The organism is Pseudomonas sp. PDM16, from assembly GCF_014851865.1.
Classification (GTDB): domain Bacteria; phylum Pseudomonadota; class Gammaproteobacteria; order Pseudomonadales; family Pseudomonadaceae; genus Aquipseudomonas.
The window spans coordinates 154274-167995 of record NZ_JACVAM010000006.1 but is presented as its reverse complement, the minus strand read 5'-3'; the positions used below and the strand labels follow the sequence as shown (position 1 = coordinate 167995).

The 13722-nt window shown below is 64.8% G+C and carries 16 protein-coding genes and 1 pseudogene; 6 read left to right on the top strand and 11 right to left on the bottom strand.

The features are described 5' to 3' along the window. Positions 1–119 precede the first annotated feature (119 nt). On the top strand, positions 120–692 hold the full coding sequence (locus IB234_RS20205; RefSeq protein WP_192321545.1) for a pseudouridine synthase: 573 nt from the start codon (positions 120–122) through the stop codon (positions 690–692). Here the strand turns inward: IB234_RS20205 and IB234_RS20200 are convergent. The 3 genes from IB234_RS20200 to IB234_RS20190 all read right to left on the bottom strand — a co-directional run bounded on the left by IB234_RS20200 (position 686) and on the right by IB234_RS20190 (position 1966). Next, positions 686–1078 (bottom strand): globin, encoded by a 393-nt coding sequence (locus tag IB234_RS20200; RefSeq protein ID WP_192321339.1) that lies wholly within the window; start codon positions 1076–1078, stop codon positions 686–688. The genes IB234_RS20205 and IB234_RS20200 overlap by 7 nt on opposite strands. A 97-nt stretch (positions 1079–1175) precedes the next feature. Beyond that, positions 1176–1394, bottom strand: coding sequence for a DUF2788 domain-containing protein (locus IB234_RS20195; protein ID WP_192321337.1), 219 nt, complete (start codon positions 1392–1394; stop codon positions 1176–1178). A gap of 92 nt (positions 1395–1486) precedes the next feature. Next, positions 1487–1966 (bottom strand): Lrp/AsnC family transcriptional regulator, encoded by a 480-nt coding sequence (locus IB234_RS20190; RefSeq protein WP_043308345.1) that lies wholly within the window; start codon positions 1964–1966, stop codon positions 1487–1489. Between the two features lie 333 nt (positions 1967–2299). Here IB234_RS20190 and IB234_RS24010 point away from each other — a divergent pair. Further along, a pseudogene (locus tag IB234_RS24010) lies at positions 2300–2920 on the top strand (GDSL-type esterase/lipase family protein); the annotation flags it as partial. A 48-nt stretch (positions 2921–2968) separates the two neighbouring features. Here the strand turns inward: IB234_RS24010 and IB234_RS20185 are convergent. Next, positions 2969–3388, bottom strand: a complete 420-nt coding sequence (locus tag IB234_RS20185) for an MAPEG family protein (RefSeq protein WP_192321335.1) — start codon at positions 3386–3388, stop codon at positions 2969–2971. Between the two features lie 262 nt (positions 3389–3650). On the opposite strand from IB234_RS20185, the gene azu reads away from it, so the two are divergent. Further along, entirely contained in the window at positions 3651–4100 is a 450-nt protein-coding gene (gene azu / locus IB234_RS20180; protein WP_192321333.1) for an azurin, read from the top strand. A 35-nt stretch (positions 4101–4135) separates the two neighbouring features. Here azu and IB234_RS20175 read toward each other — a convergent pair whose 3' ends face one another. From IB234_RS20175 to IB234_RS20165, 3 genes are read right to left on the bottom strand one after another with little or no spacing between them, the layout of a single operon-like run. After that, positions 4136–5011 (bottom strand): cation diffusion facilitator family transporter, encoded by an 876-nt coding sequence (locus IB234_RS20175; RefSeq protein ID WP_192321331.1) that lies wholly within the window; start codon positions 5009–5011, stop codon positions 4136–4138. Beyond that, positions 5008–5511 (bottom strand): DinB family protein, encoded by a 504-nt coding sequence (locus IB234_RS20170; protein ID WP_192321328.1) that lies wholly within the window; start codon positions 5509–5511, stop codon positions 5008–5010. The genes IB234_RS20175 and IB234_RS20170 overlap by 4 nt, the downstream gene beginning before the upstream one ends. Continuing rightward, the gene (locus tag IB234_RS20165; RefSeq protein ID WP_192321326.1) at positions 5511–5927 is read right to left on the bottom strand and encodes a polyribonucleotide nucleotidyltransferase; all 417 of its coding nucleotides are present in this window, start codon (positions 5925–5927) and stop codon (positions 5511–5513) included. Before IB234_RS20165 ends, IB234_RS20170 begins: the two co-directional genes overlap by 1 nt. A 110-nt stretch (positions 5928–6037) precedes the next feature. On the opposite strand from IB234_RS20165, the gene hrpB reads away from it, so the two are divergent. Continuing rightward, the gene (gene hrpB, locus IB234_RS20160) at positions 6038–8557 is read left to right on the top strand and encodes an ATP-dependent helicase HrpB (protein ID WP_192321324.1); all 2520 of its coding nucleotides are present in this window, start codon (positions 6038–6040) and stop codon (positions 8555–8557) included. 7 nt (positions 8558–8564) lie between these two features. On the opposite strand, the gene IB234_RS20155 is transcribed toward hrpB, so the two are convergent. The 3 genes from IB234_RS20155 to IB234_RS20145 all read right to left on the bottom strand — a co-directional run bounded on the left by IB234_RS20155 (position 8565) and on the right by IB234_RS20145 (position 10618). Next, the gene (locus IB234_RS20155; RefSeq protein ID WP_192321322.1) at positions 8565–9305 is read right to left on the bottom strand and encodes a transporter substrate-binding domain-containing protein; all 741 of its coding nucleotides are present in this window, start codon (positions 9303–9305) and stop codon (positions 8565–8567) included. Between the two features lie 132 nt (positions 9306–9437). Beyond that, complete coding sequence (locus IB234_RS20150; protein WP_192321320.1) at positions 9438–9872, bottom strand: VOC family protein; 435 nt, start codon at positions 9870–9872, stop codon at positions 9438–9440. Between the two features lie 71 nt (positions 9873–9943). Further along, the gene (locus IB234_RS20145; RefSeq protein ID WP_192321318.1) at positions 9944–10618 is read right to left on the bottom strand and encodes a hypothetical protein; all 675 of its coding nucleotides are present in this window, start codon (positions 10616–10618) and stop codon (positions 9944–9946) included. A gap of 110 nt (positions 10619–10728) precedes the next feature. Here IB234_RS20145 and IB234_RS20140 point away from each other — a divergent pair, with 110 nt between their 5' ends. Further along, entirely contained in the window at positions 10729–11208 is a 480-nt protein-coding gene (locus tag IB234_RS20140; RefSeq protein ID WP_192321316.1) for an NYN domain-containing protein, read from the top strand. A gap of 25 nt (positions 11209–11233) precedes the next feature. Next, positions 11234–11839, top strand: a complete 606-nt coding sequence (locus IB234_RS20135) for a PolC-type DNA polymerase III (protein WP_192321314.1) — start codon at positions 11234–11236, stop codon at positions 11837–11839. A gap of 120 nt (positions 11840–11959) precedes the next feature. Here the strand turns inward: IB234_RS20135 and IB234_RS20130 are convergent, their stop codons facing one another. Beyond that, positions 11960–13543 (bottom strand): peptide chain release factor 3, encoded by a 1584-nt coding sequence (locus IB234_RS20130; protein WP_192321312.1) that lies wholly within the window; start codon positions 13541–13543, stop codon positions 11960–11962. Between the last annotated feature and the right edge of the window lie 179 nt (positions 13544–13722).

Sequence of the window (13722 nt, the reverse complement as noted above, 5' to 3'; positions counted from 1 at the left end):
AGCGAAGGTGATGATGCTCGGTTAAACTGACTGCCCATCTTGCCGCCGGACCCAGCATGTCTCGCCCGCCCCGCTCTTCCGCTCCGCGCCGTACCGGTACCACGCCAGCACCACGCCGTGTGGCCAAGGCACCGCCGACCGAGCCGCGGCTGATCGTGCTGAACAAGCCGTTTGACGTGCTCACTCAGTTCAACGATGAGCTGGGGCGCGTCACCCTCAAGGATTTCGTCGCCGTGCCCGGGGTTTACCCGGCCGGTCGCCTGGACCGCGACAGCGAGGGGTTGCTTCTGCTGACCAATGACGGCCGGCTACAGGCGCGGATCGCCGACCCCAAGCACAAGCTGGCCAAGACCTACTGGGTGCAGGTGGAGGGCTCCCCGGGCGAGGAGCAATTGCGTCAGCTGCGCGAGGGTGTGCAACTCAACGATGGCCCGACCCTGCCGGCCGAGGCTCGTCTGCTGGAGGAACCGTCGCTGTGGGAGCGCAACCCGCCGGTGCGCTTTCGCAAGAGCGTGCCCACCGCCTGGCTGGAGCTGGTGATCCGCGAGGGACGCAACCGCCAGGTGCGGCGCATGACTGCCGCCGTGGGCCTGCCCACGCTCAGGCTAGTGCGTGTGCGTATCGGGCCCTGGGGGCTGGAGGAGCTGCTGCCAGGTCAGTGGCGAGAGGTGCCGGCTCGGCTGGATCAGTAGTACGACTTGATCACGTTGATGCCTTTCTGCAGCACATCGCGCCAGGCAGTGCGGACTTCCTCGTTATATTCGCTGTCATGCTCGGAGATCGTCCGCAGCAACGCCGCTTGCCAGAGGTCGTAGAGTTCGGGGCGGATGTCCAGGCGCATGCGCGAGTGGCTTTCGCCCAATGCTTTCAGCTTGGTGTCGGGCATGCCGCGGGCATACATCACCAGGTTGAGGATGCCTTGGCGCAGCAGGGTCTTCTGCGCGGTCATGTCGGTGGTGGCGAATTTTTCGCGTACCTGCAACGAGCTGGCGAGGAAGTGCTGATAGAAGTCATCGAAGAAGGTGGGGCTTACACAGCAGCGTCCGTAGCTCTGCATGACCAGGTTGGTGGCGTTCATGACTTTTCCTTGAGAGACAGCTGAAGAATGCGCGGTTCAGGCACATCGGTCGTTGCCGTAGACGACCGCGGGCGCGTCCGAGGTACGTTGGTGTTTCTCAGCCGTGGATACCGCGAGCCATCTCGATGAAGTAGGTGATGATCGGCTTGGCCAGGAAGGCGAACAGGCACAGGCCCAGGCCGAGGAACAGGATGGCGGTGCCGAGGCGGCCTGCCTTGGACTTCTTGGCCAGGTCCCAGATGATGAAGAACATGAATACGATCAGGCCGCCCACCAGGACGTACATCATCAGGGCTTCGAACTGTTCGGTTTCCATGGTGGCCTCGCGGTATACGGGAACTGCTGCGGGGCGGCGATTATACGCGTCAGGGCGCCCCGCGCAGCATTTGTCGCTCAGGCCTGCGGCAATCAGCCGCGCAGGTGCTCCAGTGGCAGCTCGGTACTGGACAGCACCTGATTCAGCACGAAGCTGGAGCGTACGCTGGTCACGCCCTCGATGCGGGTGAGTTGGCCGAGCAGGAATTTCTGGTAGTGGTCCATGTCCGGCACCACCACCTTGAGCTGGTAGTCGGCGTCCATCCCGGTCACCAGGCTGCATTCCAGCACCTCCGGGCATTGACGGATCACCGACTGGAAATGCTCGAAGCGCTCCGGAGTGTGGCGATCCATGCCGATCAGGACGAACGCTGTCAGCGACAGGCCGAGTTTCTTGCGGTCCAGCAGTGCCACCTGCCGAGCGATGTAACCATCGTCTTCTAGCTGCTTGACCCGTCGTGAGCAGGGTGAGGGCGACAGTCCGATGCGTTCGGCCAGCTCCTGATTGGAGATGCGCGCATCGCGCTGCAGCTCGGCGAGAATGCGCAGGTCGTAGCGATCCAGTTTGTTCATTGCTTATCTTCTTTGTGCTTGGATTGCGGAAATTAATATTTAAATGGCTAATAATTGCGCAAATAAGGTTGTGGTGAGCAATATTAGCAATCCTTTGGCGCATTGTGCTCGTTAAGCTTTCCCTCAGTTTCATGGCCCGGACGTTATGTCCACCCGCGGCGCCCAATCAGGTGCCGCGGCGCCGGCGGTCCTACCGGATCGTGCAGGCCCCCGGGTCCGCACCGCCCAATCAGGCGGGCGAGGAAAGCGGCGACACGATTGCCAGCATCGGACAAGAAAAAGGGGAGGCCATCGGCCTCCCCTTTTTCTTTGCGCTTGCGGCAAGATCGCGCCATGCACTTCAACGATGACATGAAACGTCGTGCCGGCCTGCTGGTCTGGGCCTTCGCCCTGCTCTCCGCCGGCTGGATGGCGGTCCAGGCTGGCAACCGCCCACCACCTCCCACTCGTGAACAGCGGGTGGAGGCTGGCTTCGATGCATTGCGCCAGCGCCCCCGCCAGGCGCCGCTGGCCCTGCTCGGTGACTCGATCACCGCCGGGCATATCTGGGGCGGTCATCCGACGTGCCTTGCACCAATCAACTTGGCGGTTTCCGGCGTGGTCAGCAGCGATCTGCTGGAGGGCCTGACACTGCTGGAGGCAACGGGCGCCAGGCAGGTGTTGGTGATGGTCGGAATCAACGACCTGCGTTACGGCATCGCGCCCGAACAGTTGCTGGACAACTATCGAGCACTGCTGGACCGGCTGCGGCTGGCGGGTGTCACCCCGGTGCTGCAGTCAACCCTGCGGGTGACGCCGATGCACGAGCACCATCCCATCCTCAATCGCCAGGTGGCCCAGGTGAATGCCCAGCTGCAAGCCTGGGCACGTGAAGAGGGTTGGCAATACGTCGATGTCCAGGCGGTATTGCGATTGCGCGACTACCGTGCCGACGGCCTGCATCTCACTGCCAGCGGCTACAGGGCCTGGGAGCGGTTGCTGCAGCCGATCCTGTGTCCTGCCTCAGAGCAAACCGGCGAGTCGCACCAGCCACCAAGCGAGGATGAGCATCTGCACCAGCAGGCCGGCAAAACGCAGCCAGACGAACAGGCTGCTGGTGCTGGTCAGATGCATCAGCGACTGGAACAGTCGAGCACCCAGTAGCGCATAGGCCAACGGGTCGGTGATGGCGGTCTGGTTGGCCTGCAGTGCATAGAGCAGCACGGCGACTTGCAGCGGCAGATTCTCCAGGGCGTTGGCGTGGACGCGCACTACGCGTTTGGCGAAGCCGCCGGGCGTATTGCTGCCGTCCGGAGCGAAGACATTCACCCGCATGCGTCCGCTCAGCACCAGCAGCCCGCGCTGGTTGATGATCAGAAACAGCAGTAGCAGGGTCCAGGCGACCAGCCCGAGCAGGGCAACGGCGGAGGGGGATAGATTCATGAGGGGCTCACTGTTGTTGTTATTAGCGCGCCTAGCCTAATACGTTTAGAGCAATTGCTCTAGTTTGCCTGTGCGCTTTTGTCGCGTAGTGGCCATGCGTATGTCGACATGGGCTCAATGCCCCGCAAATAAAGGGTTTTGTGCGAAATGGTGGCTGTGCGGTCTGCCTGTGACCGGTTGTCGCAACCCATGGGCAGAGTGATGCGCCGGTGGCAGTCTCGGAGGGCTAGATGTAATTGCCTACCTGCCCAGGAGAAAGTCGATGTTGCGTAAACTCATGATCGCTTCTGCCATCAGCTTGGCCAGCCTGCCGGCGTTCGCCGCCGAGTGTGCCGTGGAAGTCCACTCCACCGACCAGATGACGTTCGAGACCAAGTCGATCGATGTCAGCAAAAGCTGCAAGACCTTCACTGTGACCCTCAAGCACACCGGGAGCATGGCCAAGGCCGTGATGGGACACAACTGGGTACTGAGCAAGACCGCAGACGCCCAGGCGATTGCCACCGACGGTATCGCCGCCGGTCTCGACAACGATTACATCAAGGCGGGTGACGAGCGCGTCATCGCCCACACCAAGATCATCGGTGGCGGCGAGACCGCGACCGCCAGCTTCGATGTGGCCAAGCTGGAGGCTGGTACCCCCTACGAGTTCTTCTGTTCCTTCCCGGGCCACATCGGCCTGATGAAAGGCGAACTCAAGCTGGTCGACTGATCGGCTTCCCGGCCTGGCATTCGCCGGGCCGTCTCTCACGCCGGCCTTGGGTCGGCGTGTACCAGCACCTCGGCACGCGGAAATTCGCCGCGAATCGCCTGCTCCACTTCCACGCAACGCTGATGCGCCTCGCGTAGTGACAGCTCACCGGGCAACTCCAGGTGCAACTGCACGAACCAGCGGGTGCCGGAAATGCGCGTACGCAAATCATGGGCACCGAGCACGCCAGGTACGGCACAGGCCAGCACGTGCATGCGCTCGCTGACGTCCGCTGTCAGCTCTTCGTCCATCAGCACCGCCACCGCTTCGCGCACGATGCTGATCGCGCTCCACAGGATGTAGGCGGCAATCGCCATGCCGATCAGCGCATCCGGTTGTTGCCAGCCAAAGGTCGCGAGTAGCAGTGCGAGCAGGATGCCGGCGTTGAGCAGCAGGTCGGAGCGGTAGTGCAGCGAGTCGGCGCGGATGGCGGTTGAGCCGGTCACGCGCACCACGTGGCGCTGGAACAGCAGCAGGGCGAAGGTCATCGCCAGCGACAGCATCATCACCGCGATACCCAGCGTCTGGGCGCCGAGCGGCTCGGGATGGCGCAGACGATCCCAGGCCTGCAGCGCCACCAGCACGGCACTGGCGCCGACGAACAAAGCCTGGCCGAGGCCGGCCAGGGCTTCGGCTTTGCCATGGCCGTAGCGGTGGTCGTCATCGGCCGGGCGCAGGGCGTAGTGCACGGCGATCAGGTTGAGCAGCGAGGCGGCACCATCGAGCAGCGAGTCGGTGAGCCCGGCCAACAGGCTGACCGAGCCGCTCAACCACCAGGCGATGGCCTTGGCGCTGGCCAGCAGCAGTGCGGTGGCCAGTGCCGCGGCAGTGGCCTGGCGCAGCAGGCGGGCGTGCTGGGGTATCACGCTCATGGCAACTCGGCGAGGGCGTAGATGTAATCGAGCTTCGGCGCCGGATGACCCAGGGCGGTCAGCACCGTAGTGATCTGCCCACGGTGGTGGGTGCCGTGGTTGACCAGGTGGCTCACGATATCTAGTAGGGGGCGCTGCTGAGGCTCGCCGGCCATGTTGTGATAGGTGAGAGGCGTCAGTAGCGCGTCGTCGCCAAGGTCGTCGAGTCGCTGGTGCCAGGCGGTTACGCCCACCTCCAGATAGCGTCTCAGTTCGGCGCGGTCGCTGCTCACCCAGGCATCCAGGTGGTCGAAGGGAGAGGGCTCGCCCCGCACTCGCGCCAGCCAGATGCGGTCCACCGCCGCCAGGTGATTGAGCGTGCCATCGATGTTGCCGAAGAACAGACCGCAGGGCACCAGGTACTGTTCTTCGGACAGGTTCGCCAACTCGTCGAGCAATCGTGCGTAAGCCCAGCCGTGGTAGGCCAGCAGGCGTTGCGCGTGAGTGACGAGAGCGCTCATCAGGCCTCGGCGCGCAGGCCGTAAGCGGCCAACTGTTCGGCGCCGCCGTTGTGCTGGATCAGGCGCGGATCGTCCAGCGGCAGGTCACGGCCGAGCTCACGGTAGAGGATGGCCTTGAGCTTGTGGTTGTCGACCTTGCCGTCTTCGCCGATGGCCTCGCGTAGGATCGAAGGCGCCACCGTGTACTGATCGTTTGGCAGGTAGATGGCGCCGGTGGCGAAGTCGACGCCAAAGGCGATCAGGCCGGGAATCACGTAGAACAGAATGCCGATGGCATCCAGGCCGACCACCAGTGGATCGACCTTGCCCTCGATCTGCCCGCGGCGATCCGGGAAGAACAGGGTGCCGCAGGCGGCAAGTTGGGTCAGCAGGGTCGCGGCGAGAACGCCGCCGATAACGCGGGAATGCATGCGCATGGGCACCTCCTGGAAATGGTGCGGCACTATACCAAGGCCGTCATTGCAGTTGGATGCCCGGTGCCGCGCTTCGGTTCGGCTTTATAATCGCCGGCTGTTTCGGAGAGCCCATGAACCGCCTGCCCATCGACGACGTTTTGCCCGCCCTGCGCGCCGCCCTGGCCGAGCGCCACGAGGCCGTGCTGGAAGCACCGCCCGGCGCGGGAAAGACCACGCGTGTGCCGCTGGCGTTGCTGCACGAGCCGTGGCTGGCCGGGCAGAGCATCCTCATGCTCGAACCACGTCGTCTGGCTGCGCGCGCCGCTGCCGAGCGCCTGGCCAGCGAACTGGGCGAGAAGGTCGGCGAGACGGTGGGCTACCGCATTCGCCTGGACAGCAAGGTTGGCCCCAACACCCGTATCGAGGTAGTCACCGAGGGCATTCTCGCCCGCCGCCTGCAGGACGACCCGGCGCTGGATGGCGTCGGCCTGGTGATTTTCGATGAATTCCACGAGCGCAGCCTGGATGCCGATCTGGCCCTGGCGCTGACCCTCAACGGCCGCGAGCTGCTGCGCGACGAGCCGCCGCTCAAGGTGCTGCTGATGTCGGCGACTCTGGAAGGCGAGCGCCTGTCGGTTCTGCTTGGCGATGCGCCGGTGGTCTCCAGCGAGGGCCGCATGCACCCGGTGGAGATGCGCTGGGGCGCGCCCTGGCTGCCCGGTGAGCGCATCGAGCCTCGGGTGGTGCAGACGGTGTTGCAGGCCCTGGCCGATGGCCCGGGCAGCCTGCTGGTGTTTCTCCCCGGCCAGGCCGAGATCCGCCGGGTGCACGAACAGCTCGAAGAAAACCTGGGCCAGCGCCCCGAGGTACTGCTCTGTCCGCTGCACGGCGAGCTGGAACTGAGCGCCCAGCGCGCCGCCATCGAGCCGGCTCCGGCCGGCAAGCGCAAGGTGGTGCTGGCCACCAATATCGCCGAGACCAGCCTGACCATCGACGGTGTGCGCGTGGTGGTGGACGCCGGCCTGGCGCGAGTGCCGCGCTTCGACCCGGCCAGCGGCATGACTCGCCTGGACACCCAGCGCATCTCCCGCGCTTCGGCCACCCAGCGCGCCGGCCGTGCCGGGCGCCTGGAGCCGGGTGTGTGCTACCGCCTGTGGTCGCAGACCCAGCACGAACAGCTGGCCGCCTACGGCGCAGCAGAAATCCTTCAGGCCGATCTGGCGGGGCTGGCCCTGCAGCTGGCGCGCTGGGGCGTGCAGCCTGCCGATCTGGCCTGGCTCGACCTACCACCGGCCGCCGCTTTCGCCCAGGGTCGTGACCTGCTGGCGCGCCTTGGTGCGCTGGACGAACGCGGCGCGCTGAATACGCATGGCCAGACCATGGCTGAGTTGCCGGCCCATCCGCGCATCGCCCACCTGCTGCTGCGTGGCCAGGCTCTGGGCCTCGGCGCGCTGGCGGCGGACCTGGCGGCGCTGCTCGGCGAGCGTGACATCCTGCGCGGTGGCGGTGCCGACCTGCACAGTCGCATGAGCCTGCTGGCCGGCGAGTCGCGCGCCGCTGGAGGCTCGCGTGGCGGCGTGCAGCGCGCGCGCCAGCTGGCCCGGCAGTTCCGCTCATACCTACGCGGCAGGGCCGACGAAGCGGTGGCCGACCCCGAGCACCCGCGCTGGCTCGGCGCGCTGCTGGCCTTCGCCTACCCGGATCGTGTCGCCCGCCAGCGTGGCAAGGGTGGTGGCGACTATCGCCTGGCCAATGGTCGCGCCGCCCAGTTCGGTGAGCCGGATGCATTGATGAAGCACGAATGGCTGGTGATCGCCGATCTCGGCAGCCGTCAGGGCCAGCGCGAGGAGCGCATCTACCTGGCCGCCGATCTCGATCCAACGCTGTTCGATTCGGTGCTGGCCGAACAGGTGATGTTGCGCGAGGAGTTGGAGTGGGACGAGCGCGAGGGCGTGCTGCGCGCCGAGCGCCAACGCCGGGTCGGCGAGCTGGTGCTCAGCCGCGAGGCACTGATCGGACTGGACGAGGCTGCACGTGGTCGTGCGCTGCTCGGACTGGTGCGGCGCAAGGGCCTGGAGCTGCTGTCATGGACGCCTGAGCTGCGCCAGTGGCAGGCACGGGTGGCGCTGCTGCGTGGCCTGGATCTGCAACAGAAGGACGCCAGCGAATGGCCGGACCTGAGTGACGCCGCGCTGCTGGCGACGCTGGAGGACTGGTTGCTGCCGTACCTGGGCAAGGTCAGCCGGCTCAGCCACTTCGCCAATCTCGACCTGACGAGCATCCTCCAGGGGCAGCTGCCCTGGCCGCTGCCGCAGCGCCTGGACGAACTCGCTCCTAAGGCGTTGCAGGTGCCGTCCGGCTCGCGCATCGGCATCGATTATTCCGAGTCGCCGCCGGTGCTGGCGGTGCGCTTGCAGGAACTGTTCGGCCTGGCCGCCACGCCGCGCATTGCTGGTGGCCGGCAGGGCGTCTTGCTGCACCTGCTGTCACCGGCACGTCGCCCGGTGCAGGTGACCCAGGACCTGGCCAGCTTCTGGGCCAACACCTACCTGGAAGTGAAGAAGGACCTGAAGGGGCGCTACCCCAAGCACTACTGGCCGGACGACCCGCTGGTGGCGGAGCCGACGGCGCGGGCCAAGCCCCGCCGTTAGGAGGCGCTCATTCGACCCTGAGGTCTTCGCCGGCGGCCTGCAATTCTTCGTAGGCGCGGTCGAGCTTCTCCAGCAGGCCCAGGCTCCCGGGCGCATGGCGAGACGCGATGAGTCGTGACTCCAGACGCTGCAGCACGATATAGGGAAGTGGCGAGAGGCCGAGCTCTTTACGTACCTGTTCCACCGGTGCCTGGTAGTCGAGCAGATAGTCGCCACGCTTTCGCAGCAACATTTCCAGGGCGGAGGCGTGAGTGCTGGTGCGGTGAATGCTGATGCCCATCCCAGGGTCCGTCAGCAGATCGTTGATCTGTTTCCAGTAGCTGTAGCCACTGATCACAATCACTCCCTTGCCGCGCAGACCGTCCGGTAGCGTCGGTGCCTGCACGTCCTGGCGGTGGTAGAGCGCCAGGTTGAAGTGGCCCATGGCGTGGCGAGCTTCGTAGGTATGACCGATCAGTTCGGCCTTGCCGCCGGCTCCGGGCCAGAGTTGCACGCTGCCGTCCTGCAGCCCCGCATATAGTCGCGCGCCAGGCAGCGACCTGTATTCGCCACGGTACCCCGCCTGCCGCAGCAAGCGCTCGGTCAGGGTCAGCACCGAGCCGCTCGGCGTACCGTCCTCGGCAGTCCAGGTATAGGGTGGGAACTCGTAATAGCCCACGACGATAGCCGGTTCGGCAGGCGCTTTCTCGGCCAGGGCGCCGGCAGAGAACAACCAAGCCAGCAGGACAGTTGGAAAAATTCTGCGCATTCACTACCGCGCGGCTCGAGGCCGTCTTGTTGTTCGCTTCGATTCGAGCATGGAGGCAGCGGTCGGCTTTGTCCATAGTTCGAAAGCGGTGCCCGGCCCGCGTCCGCGGGGGGCAATATCGAGGCCGTCTACTCAGTGATCGTGCGGCTCGACATACAACTCGTAGACCAGCTCCATGTCCCAATACGCTGCCTCGATCTTATGGCCGTCCAGGTCACGCACGAAGCAGCCGTAATAGGGCTCTCCGTAGTGAGGGCGTGGTCCGGGCGGCCCGTCCGGGCTGGCGCCGGCTTCCAGCGCCGCCTCGTAGAAGGCGTGCACCGCCTGCTTGTCCGGAGCGACGAAGCCGAAGTGGGTGCCGTTGCCGACATTGGCAGGCTGGCCGTCGATGGGTGCCTGCACCCAGAACTCCGGGTACTCGCGGCCCCATGCCATGGCGCCAGGGTGCTCGAGAATGCGCTTGCAGCCGAGAGTGGCCAACACCCTGTCGTAGAAGGCCACAGCCTGATCGAACTGGTTCGTGCCGATGGAAACGTGAGACAGGATGCTGGGGTTCTGTTCGGACATGGAGGATTCTTCTCAGGGAAGTCGGACGTTCAAAGCCTAGCAGCGGATCGGTGGTTTTTCTGTCGGCATAGTCAGCTACTGTGGCTGTCTTCGGTCGGCCTCTGACTGCACAGCATGTAGCAGCGGAACAGCACCACGCTGGAGAACAGCTGCAGGAAGCCATTGACGATGTCCAGCAGCAGGCTACCGACCGTATCCGTCTGTTCGCCGAGCAGCTGCAGGGTCCAGTCGTCCAGCAGCCACAGCGGCACTATCACCAGCAGCACACAGGCCAGTAGTGACCAGAAGTGGCCGGCGCTGAGGAGGAAACTTTCGCGCATGGCCTGCAGGGGGGAGGCGCCGCGCAGCACCAGGAAGTATTCAGCGAAGGCCAGCTTGACCATCACCCACAACGCCAGTGGCAGCAGTAGCGCGCCACTGAGCATGATCAGCAGGGTGGTCAACCCGGCCAGCACGGCAAACGGCGGCCACATCTGCACCGCGGCGGCCAGCAGGTTGCGTGCGCTGGGGCGCTGGCCCTGGCTGCGAGCATCGAGGTAGAGGATCAATGCGGCGCTGTACAGCGGATAGAAGAACAGCCCGACCAGCAGTTCATAGGCAGGTACATGCCCCGCATCGGCCAGTCCCGAGATGAGCGCCCGTACCAGGCACTCGACGGCGATCAGCGGCAGGCACAGCGGCGCGATGCTGGCCAGGTGGCGACTGAAGAAGTGAAAGGAGTCGCGCAGAACGGTAAGCGGATTCATTGGCAGGCATCGTGGCAGTACTTCATGAAGTCACTTTAGCCGATGGCCGGGGGCAACGAACATGCTGGCCAATAGCGCATAATGCCGCTCCTTTCGTCCGGCCGTGTCTCGTGAAAAGAATCGCCCTGTTCGCCGATGTGCAGAACCTCTATTACACCGTGCGCCAGGCCCATGGCTGCCACTTCCACTACGCCGAGCTGTGGCGCCAGGTGGCGGCCGCTGGCGAGATCGTTGAGGCGCGCGCCTATGCCATCGACCGTGGCGATGCCAAGCAGCGCCAGTTTCAGCAGATCCTGCGCAACCTCGGTTTCGAGGTGATGCTCAAGCCCTACATCCAGCGCAGCGATGGTTCGGCCAAGGGCGACTGGGACGTCGGCATCACCCTGGATGTGATGGAGGCCGCCGAGCGGGTGGACGAGGTGGTGCTGGCGTCCGGCGATGGCGACTTCGACCTGCTGCTGCAGCGGGTGCGCGAGCGCCGAGATGTTGCCAGTACCGTGTATGGCGTGGCCGGGCTCACCGCCAATTCGCTGATTCGCGCTGCCGACCGCTTTGTGCCGGTCGAGGGCGCACTGCTGTTGAAAAACTGAACTGTTGAAGAACTGAGGAAGACCGATGCCCGAACGCATCGCCGTGATCGACTTCGAAACCACTGGCATGTCGCCGGCCCAGGGCGCGCGACCGACCGAGATCGGCGTGGCCATGATCGAGGATGGGCACATCGTCGCCCGCTACCAAAGTCTGATGAATGCCGGCGCCTGGGTGCCGCCGTTCATCGAACAGCTGACCGGCATCAGCAATGCCATGTTGCGCAGTGCACCGCCGGTGGCCGAGGTGATGGCGGAAGTCGCCGAGTTCGTTGGCGATGCGCCGATGCTGGCGCATAACGCGGCGTTCGACGCGAAGTTCTGGGATGCCGAGCTGGGCCAGGTGGGCCGTCGCCGTGGTCGCGACTTCGCCTGCTCGCTGCTGCTGTCGCGCCGTTTGCTGCCGGAGGCGCCGAGCCACAGCCTGGGCAACCTCAACCGCTGGGTGGGCCTGCCCAGCACCGGCCAGGCCCACCGCGCGCTGGCCGACGCCGAGATGGCGGCCAACCTGACCCTGCACCTGCAGGCGCTGTTGTGGGAGCGCCATGATATCCGCGCCGACCACGACTGCCTGTGCGGCCTGCAGAAGCTTTCGGCGGCCAAGGTGCGCACGCTGCTGAAAGTCGGCGCGTAACTCCCCTCTCCCATAGGGAGAGGGAGTCAGAGTGCGCGGTGGGCCCGCTTCTATGAAAAACCGCTCCGCACAAACAAAACGCCCTGGCAGTGGCCGGGGCGTTTTCGGATCAACTTCGCATCAGTGATGTTCGCGGGTGGCGCGGAATTTCACGTCCGGCCAGCGTTCTTCCATCAGGCTTAGGTTGACCCGGGTCGGGGCCAGGTAGGTGAGGTGACCACCACCGTCCACGGCCAGGTTCTCGAAGGCCTTGTCCTTGAACTCCTTGAGCTTCTTCTCGTCGCTGCACTCGATCCAGCGGGCTGACCAGACGGTGATTGCCTCGTAGGCGCACTCGACCTTGTATTCCTCCTTCAGGCGGCTGGCGACCACATCGAACTGCAGCACACCGACGGCGCCGAGGATGATGTCGTTGTTGCGTTCGGGGAAGAAGACCTGGGTCGCGCCTTCCTCGGCCAGTTCCTGCAGACCCTGGCGCAGCTGCTTGGACTTCAGCGGGTCCTTCAGGCGCACGCGGCGGAACAGTTCCGGGGCGAAGTGCGGGATGCCAGTGAAGCCCAGCACCTCGCCTTCGGTGAAGGTATCGCCGATCTGGATGGTGCCGTGGTTGTGCAGGCCGATGATGTCGCCGGCGTAGGCCTCTTCCAGCTGCTCGCGTTCGCTGGAGAAGAAGGTCAGGGCGTCGGCGATCTTCAGGTCCTTCTTGATGCGCACATGGCGCATCTTCATGCCTTTCTCATACTTGCCCGAGCAGATGCGCATGAAGGCGATGCGGTCGCGGTGTTTCGGGTCCATGTTCGCCTGGATCTTGAACACGAAGCCGCTGAACTTCTCTTCCACCGGCTCGACTACGCGCTCGTGGGCGGCGCGCGACAGCGGCTGCGGGGCCCAGTCGACGATGCAGTCGAGCACCTGGTCGACGCCGAAGTTGCCCAGCGCGGTGCCGAAGAACACCGGGGTCATCTCACCCTTGAGGAAGGCGGCCTGGTCGAACTCGTGGCAGGCGCCCTGGACCAGTTCCAGCTCATCGATGAAGCGAGCGTAGAGGTCACCCAGGTGGGCGCGGGCCTCATCCGAGTCCAGCTTGTCGATCACCTTCTGCTCGGTGCGCTCGTGGCCATGGCCCGGCGTGTAGACGATGATCTTGTCCTGGGCCAGGTGGTAGACGCCCTTGAAGTCGCGGTAGCAGCCGATCGGCCAGGTGATGGGCGCGGCCTTGATCTTCAGCACTGCCTCAATCTCGTCGAGCAACTCGATGGGGTCGCGGATGTCGCGGTCGAGCTTGTTGATGAAGCTGACGATCGGCGTGTCGCGCAGGCGGCAGACCTCCATCAGGGCAATGGTGCGTGGCTCAACGCCCTTACCGCCGTCGAGCACCATCAGGGCGCTGTCCACCGCAGTCAGGGTGCGGTAGGTGTCCTCCGAGAAGTCTTCGTGGCCGGGGGTGTCGAGCAGGTTGACCATGTGTGCTCGGTAGGGGAACTGCATCACCGAGGTGGTGATGGAGATACCGCGCTGCTTCTCCATCTCCATCCAGTCGGAGGTGGCGTGACGGTCGGACTTACGCGACTTCACGGTCCCTGCGACCTCGATCGCCTTGCCCATCAGCAACAGCTTCTCGGTGATGGTGGTCTTACCGGCGTCGGGGTGGGAGATGATCGCAAACGTACGGCGTTTGGCGACTTCGGCGGCCTGGATGGTCATGTGTGCGTGCCTGACTGGAATCGATGGCGGGCGCCGGGCATGGCCGGGCGCCCCGAAAAGCGCGGGATTATAACGGGAATCGCGATCTCTGGCCGAATCGGAGCCGGGCGTCTGTCCGATCCACGCTTGGACTTCGTTGTGCTTTGCGTCGGAGCATCTTCTGTATGAGAATTATTCTC

Bases quoted from the DNA above. Each gene is read 5' to 3' on its own strand.
- hrpB (WP_192321324.1), top strand. From the start codon at position 6,038: ATGAACCGCCTGCCCATCGACGACGTTTTGCCCGCCCTGCGCGCCGCC.
- IB234_RS20165 (WP_192321326.1), bottom strand. From the start codon at position 5,927: ATGCGCATGCATTCCCGCGTTATCGGCGGCGTTCTCGCCGCGACCCTG.
- IB234_RS20175 (WP_192321331.1), bottom strand. From the start codon at position 5,011: ATGAGCGTGATACCCCAGCACGCCCGCCTGCTGCGCCAGGCCACTGCC.
- IB234_RS20150 (WP_192321320.1), bottom strand. From the start codon at position 9,872: ATGTCCGAACAGAACCCCAGCATCCTGTCTCACGTTTCCATCGGCACG.
- IB234_RS20145 (WP_192321318.1), bottom strand. From the start codon at position 10,618: ATGAATCCGCTTACCGTTCTGCGCGACTCCTTTCACTTCTTCAGTCGC.
- azu (WP_192321333.1), top strand. From the start codon at position 3,651: ATGTTGCGTAAACTCATGATCGCTTCTGCCATCAGCTTGGCCAGCCTG.
- IB234_RS20130 (WP_192321312.1), bottom strand. From the start codon at position 13,543: ATGACCATCCAGGCCGCCGAAGTCGCCAAACGCCGTACGTTTGCGATC.
- IB234_RS20195 (WP_192321337.1), bottom strand. From the start codon at position 1,394: ATGGAAACCGAACAGTTCGAAGCCCTGATGATGTACGTCCTGGTGGGC.
- IB234_RS20185 (WP_192321335.1), bottom strand. From the start codon at position 3,388: ATGAATCTATCCCCCTCCGCCGTTGCCCTGCTCGGGCTGGTCGCCTGG.
- IB234_RS20190 (WP_043308345.1), bottom strand. From the start codon at position 1,966: ATGAACAAACTGGATCGCTACGACCTGCGCATTCTCGCCGAGCTGCAG.
- IB234_RS20155 (WP_192321322.1), bottom strand. From the start codon at position 9,305: ATGCGCAGAATTTTTCCAACTGTCCTGCTGGCTTGGTTGTTCTCTGCC.
- IB234_RS20135 (WP_192321314.1), top strand. From the start codon at position 11,234: ATGCCCGAACGCATCGCCGTGATCGACTTCGAAACCACTGGCATGTCG.
- IB234_RS20200 (WP_192321339.1), bottom strand. From the start codon at position 1,078: ATGAACGCCACCAACCTGGTCATGCAGAGCTACGGACGCTGCTGTGTA.
- IB234_RS20170 (WP_192321328.1), bottom strand. From the start codon at position 5,511: ATGAGCGCTCTCGTCACTCACGCGCAACGCCTGCTGGCCTACCACGGC.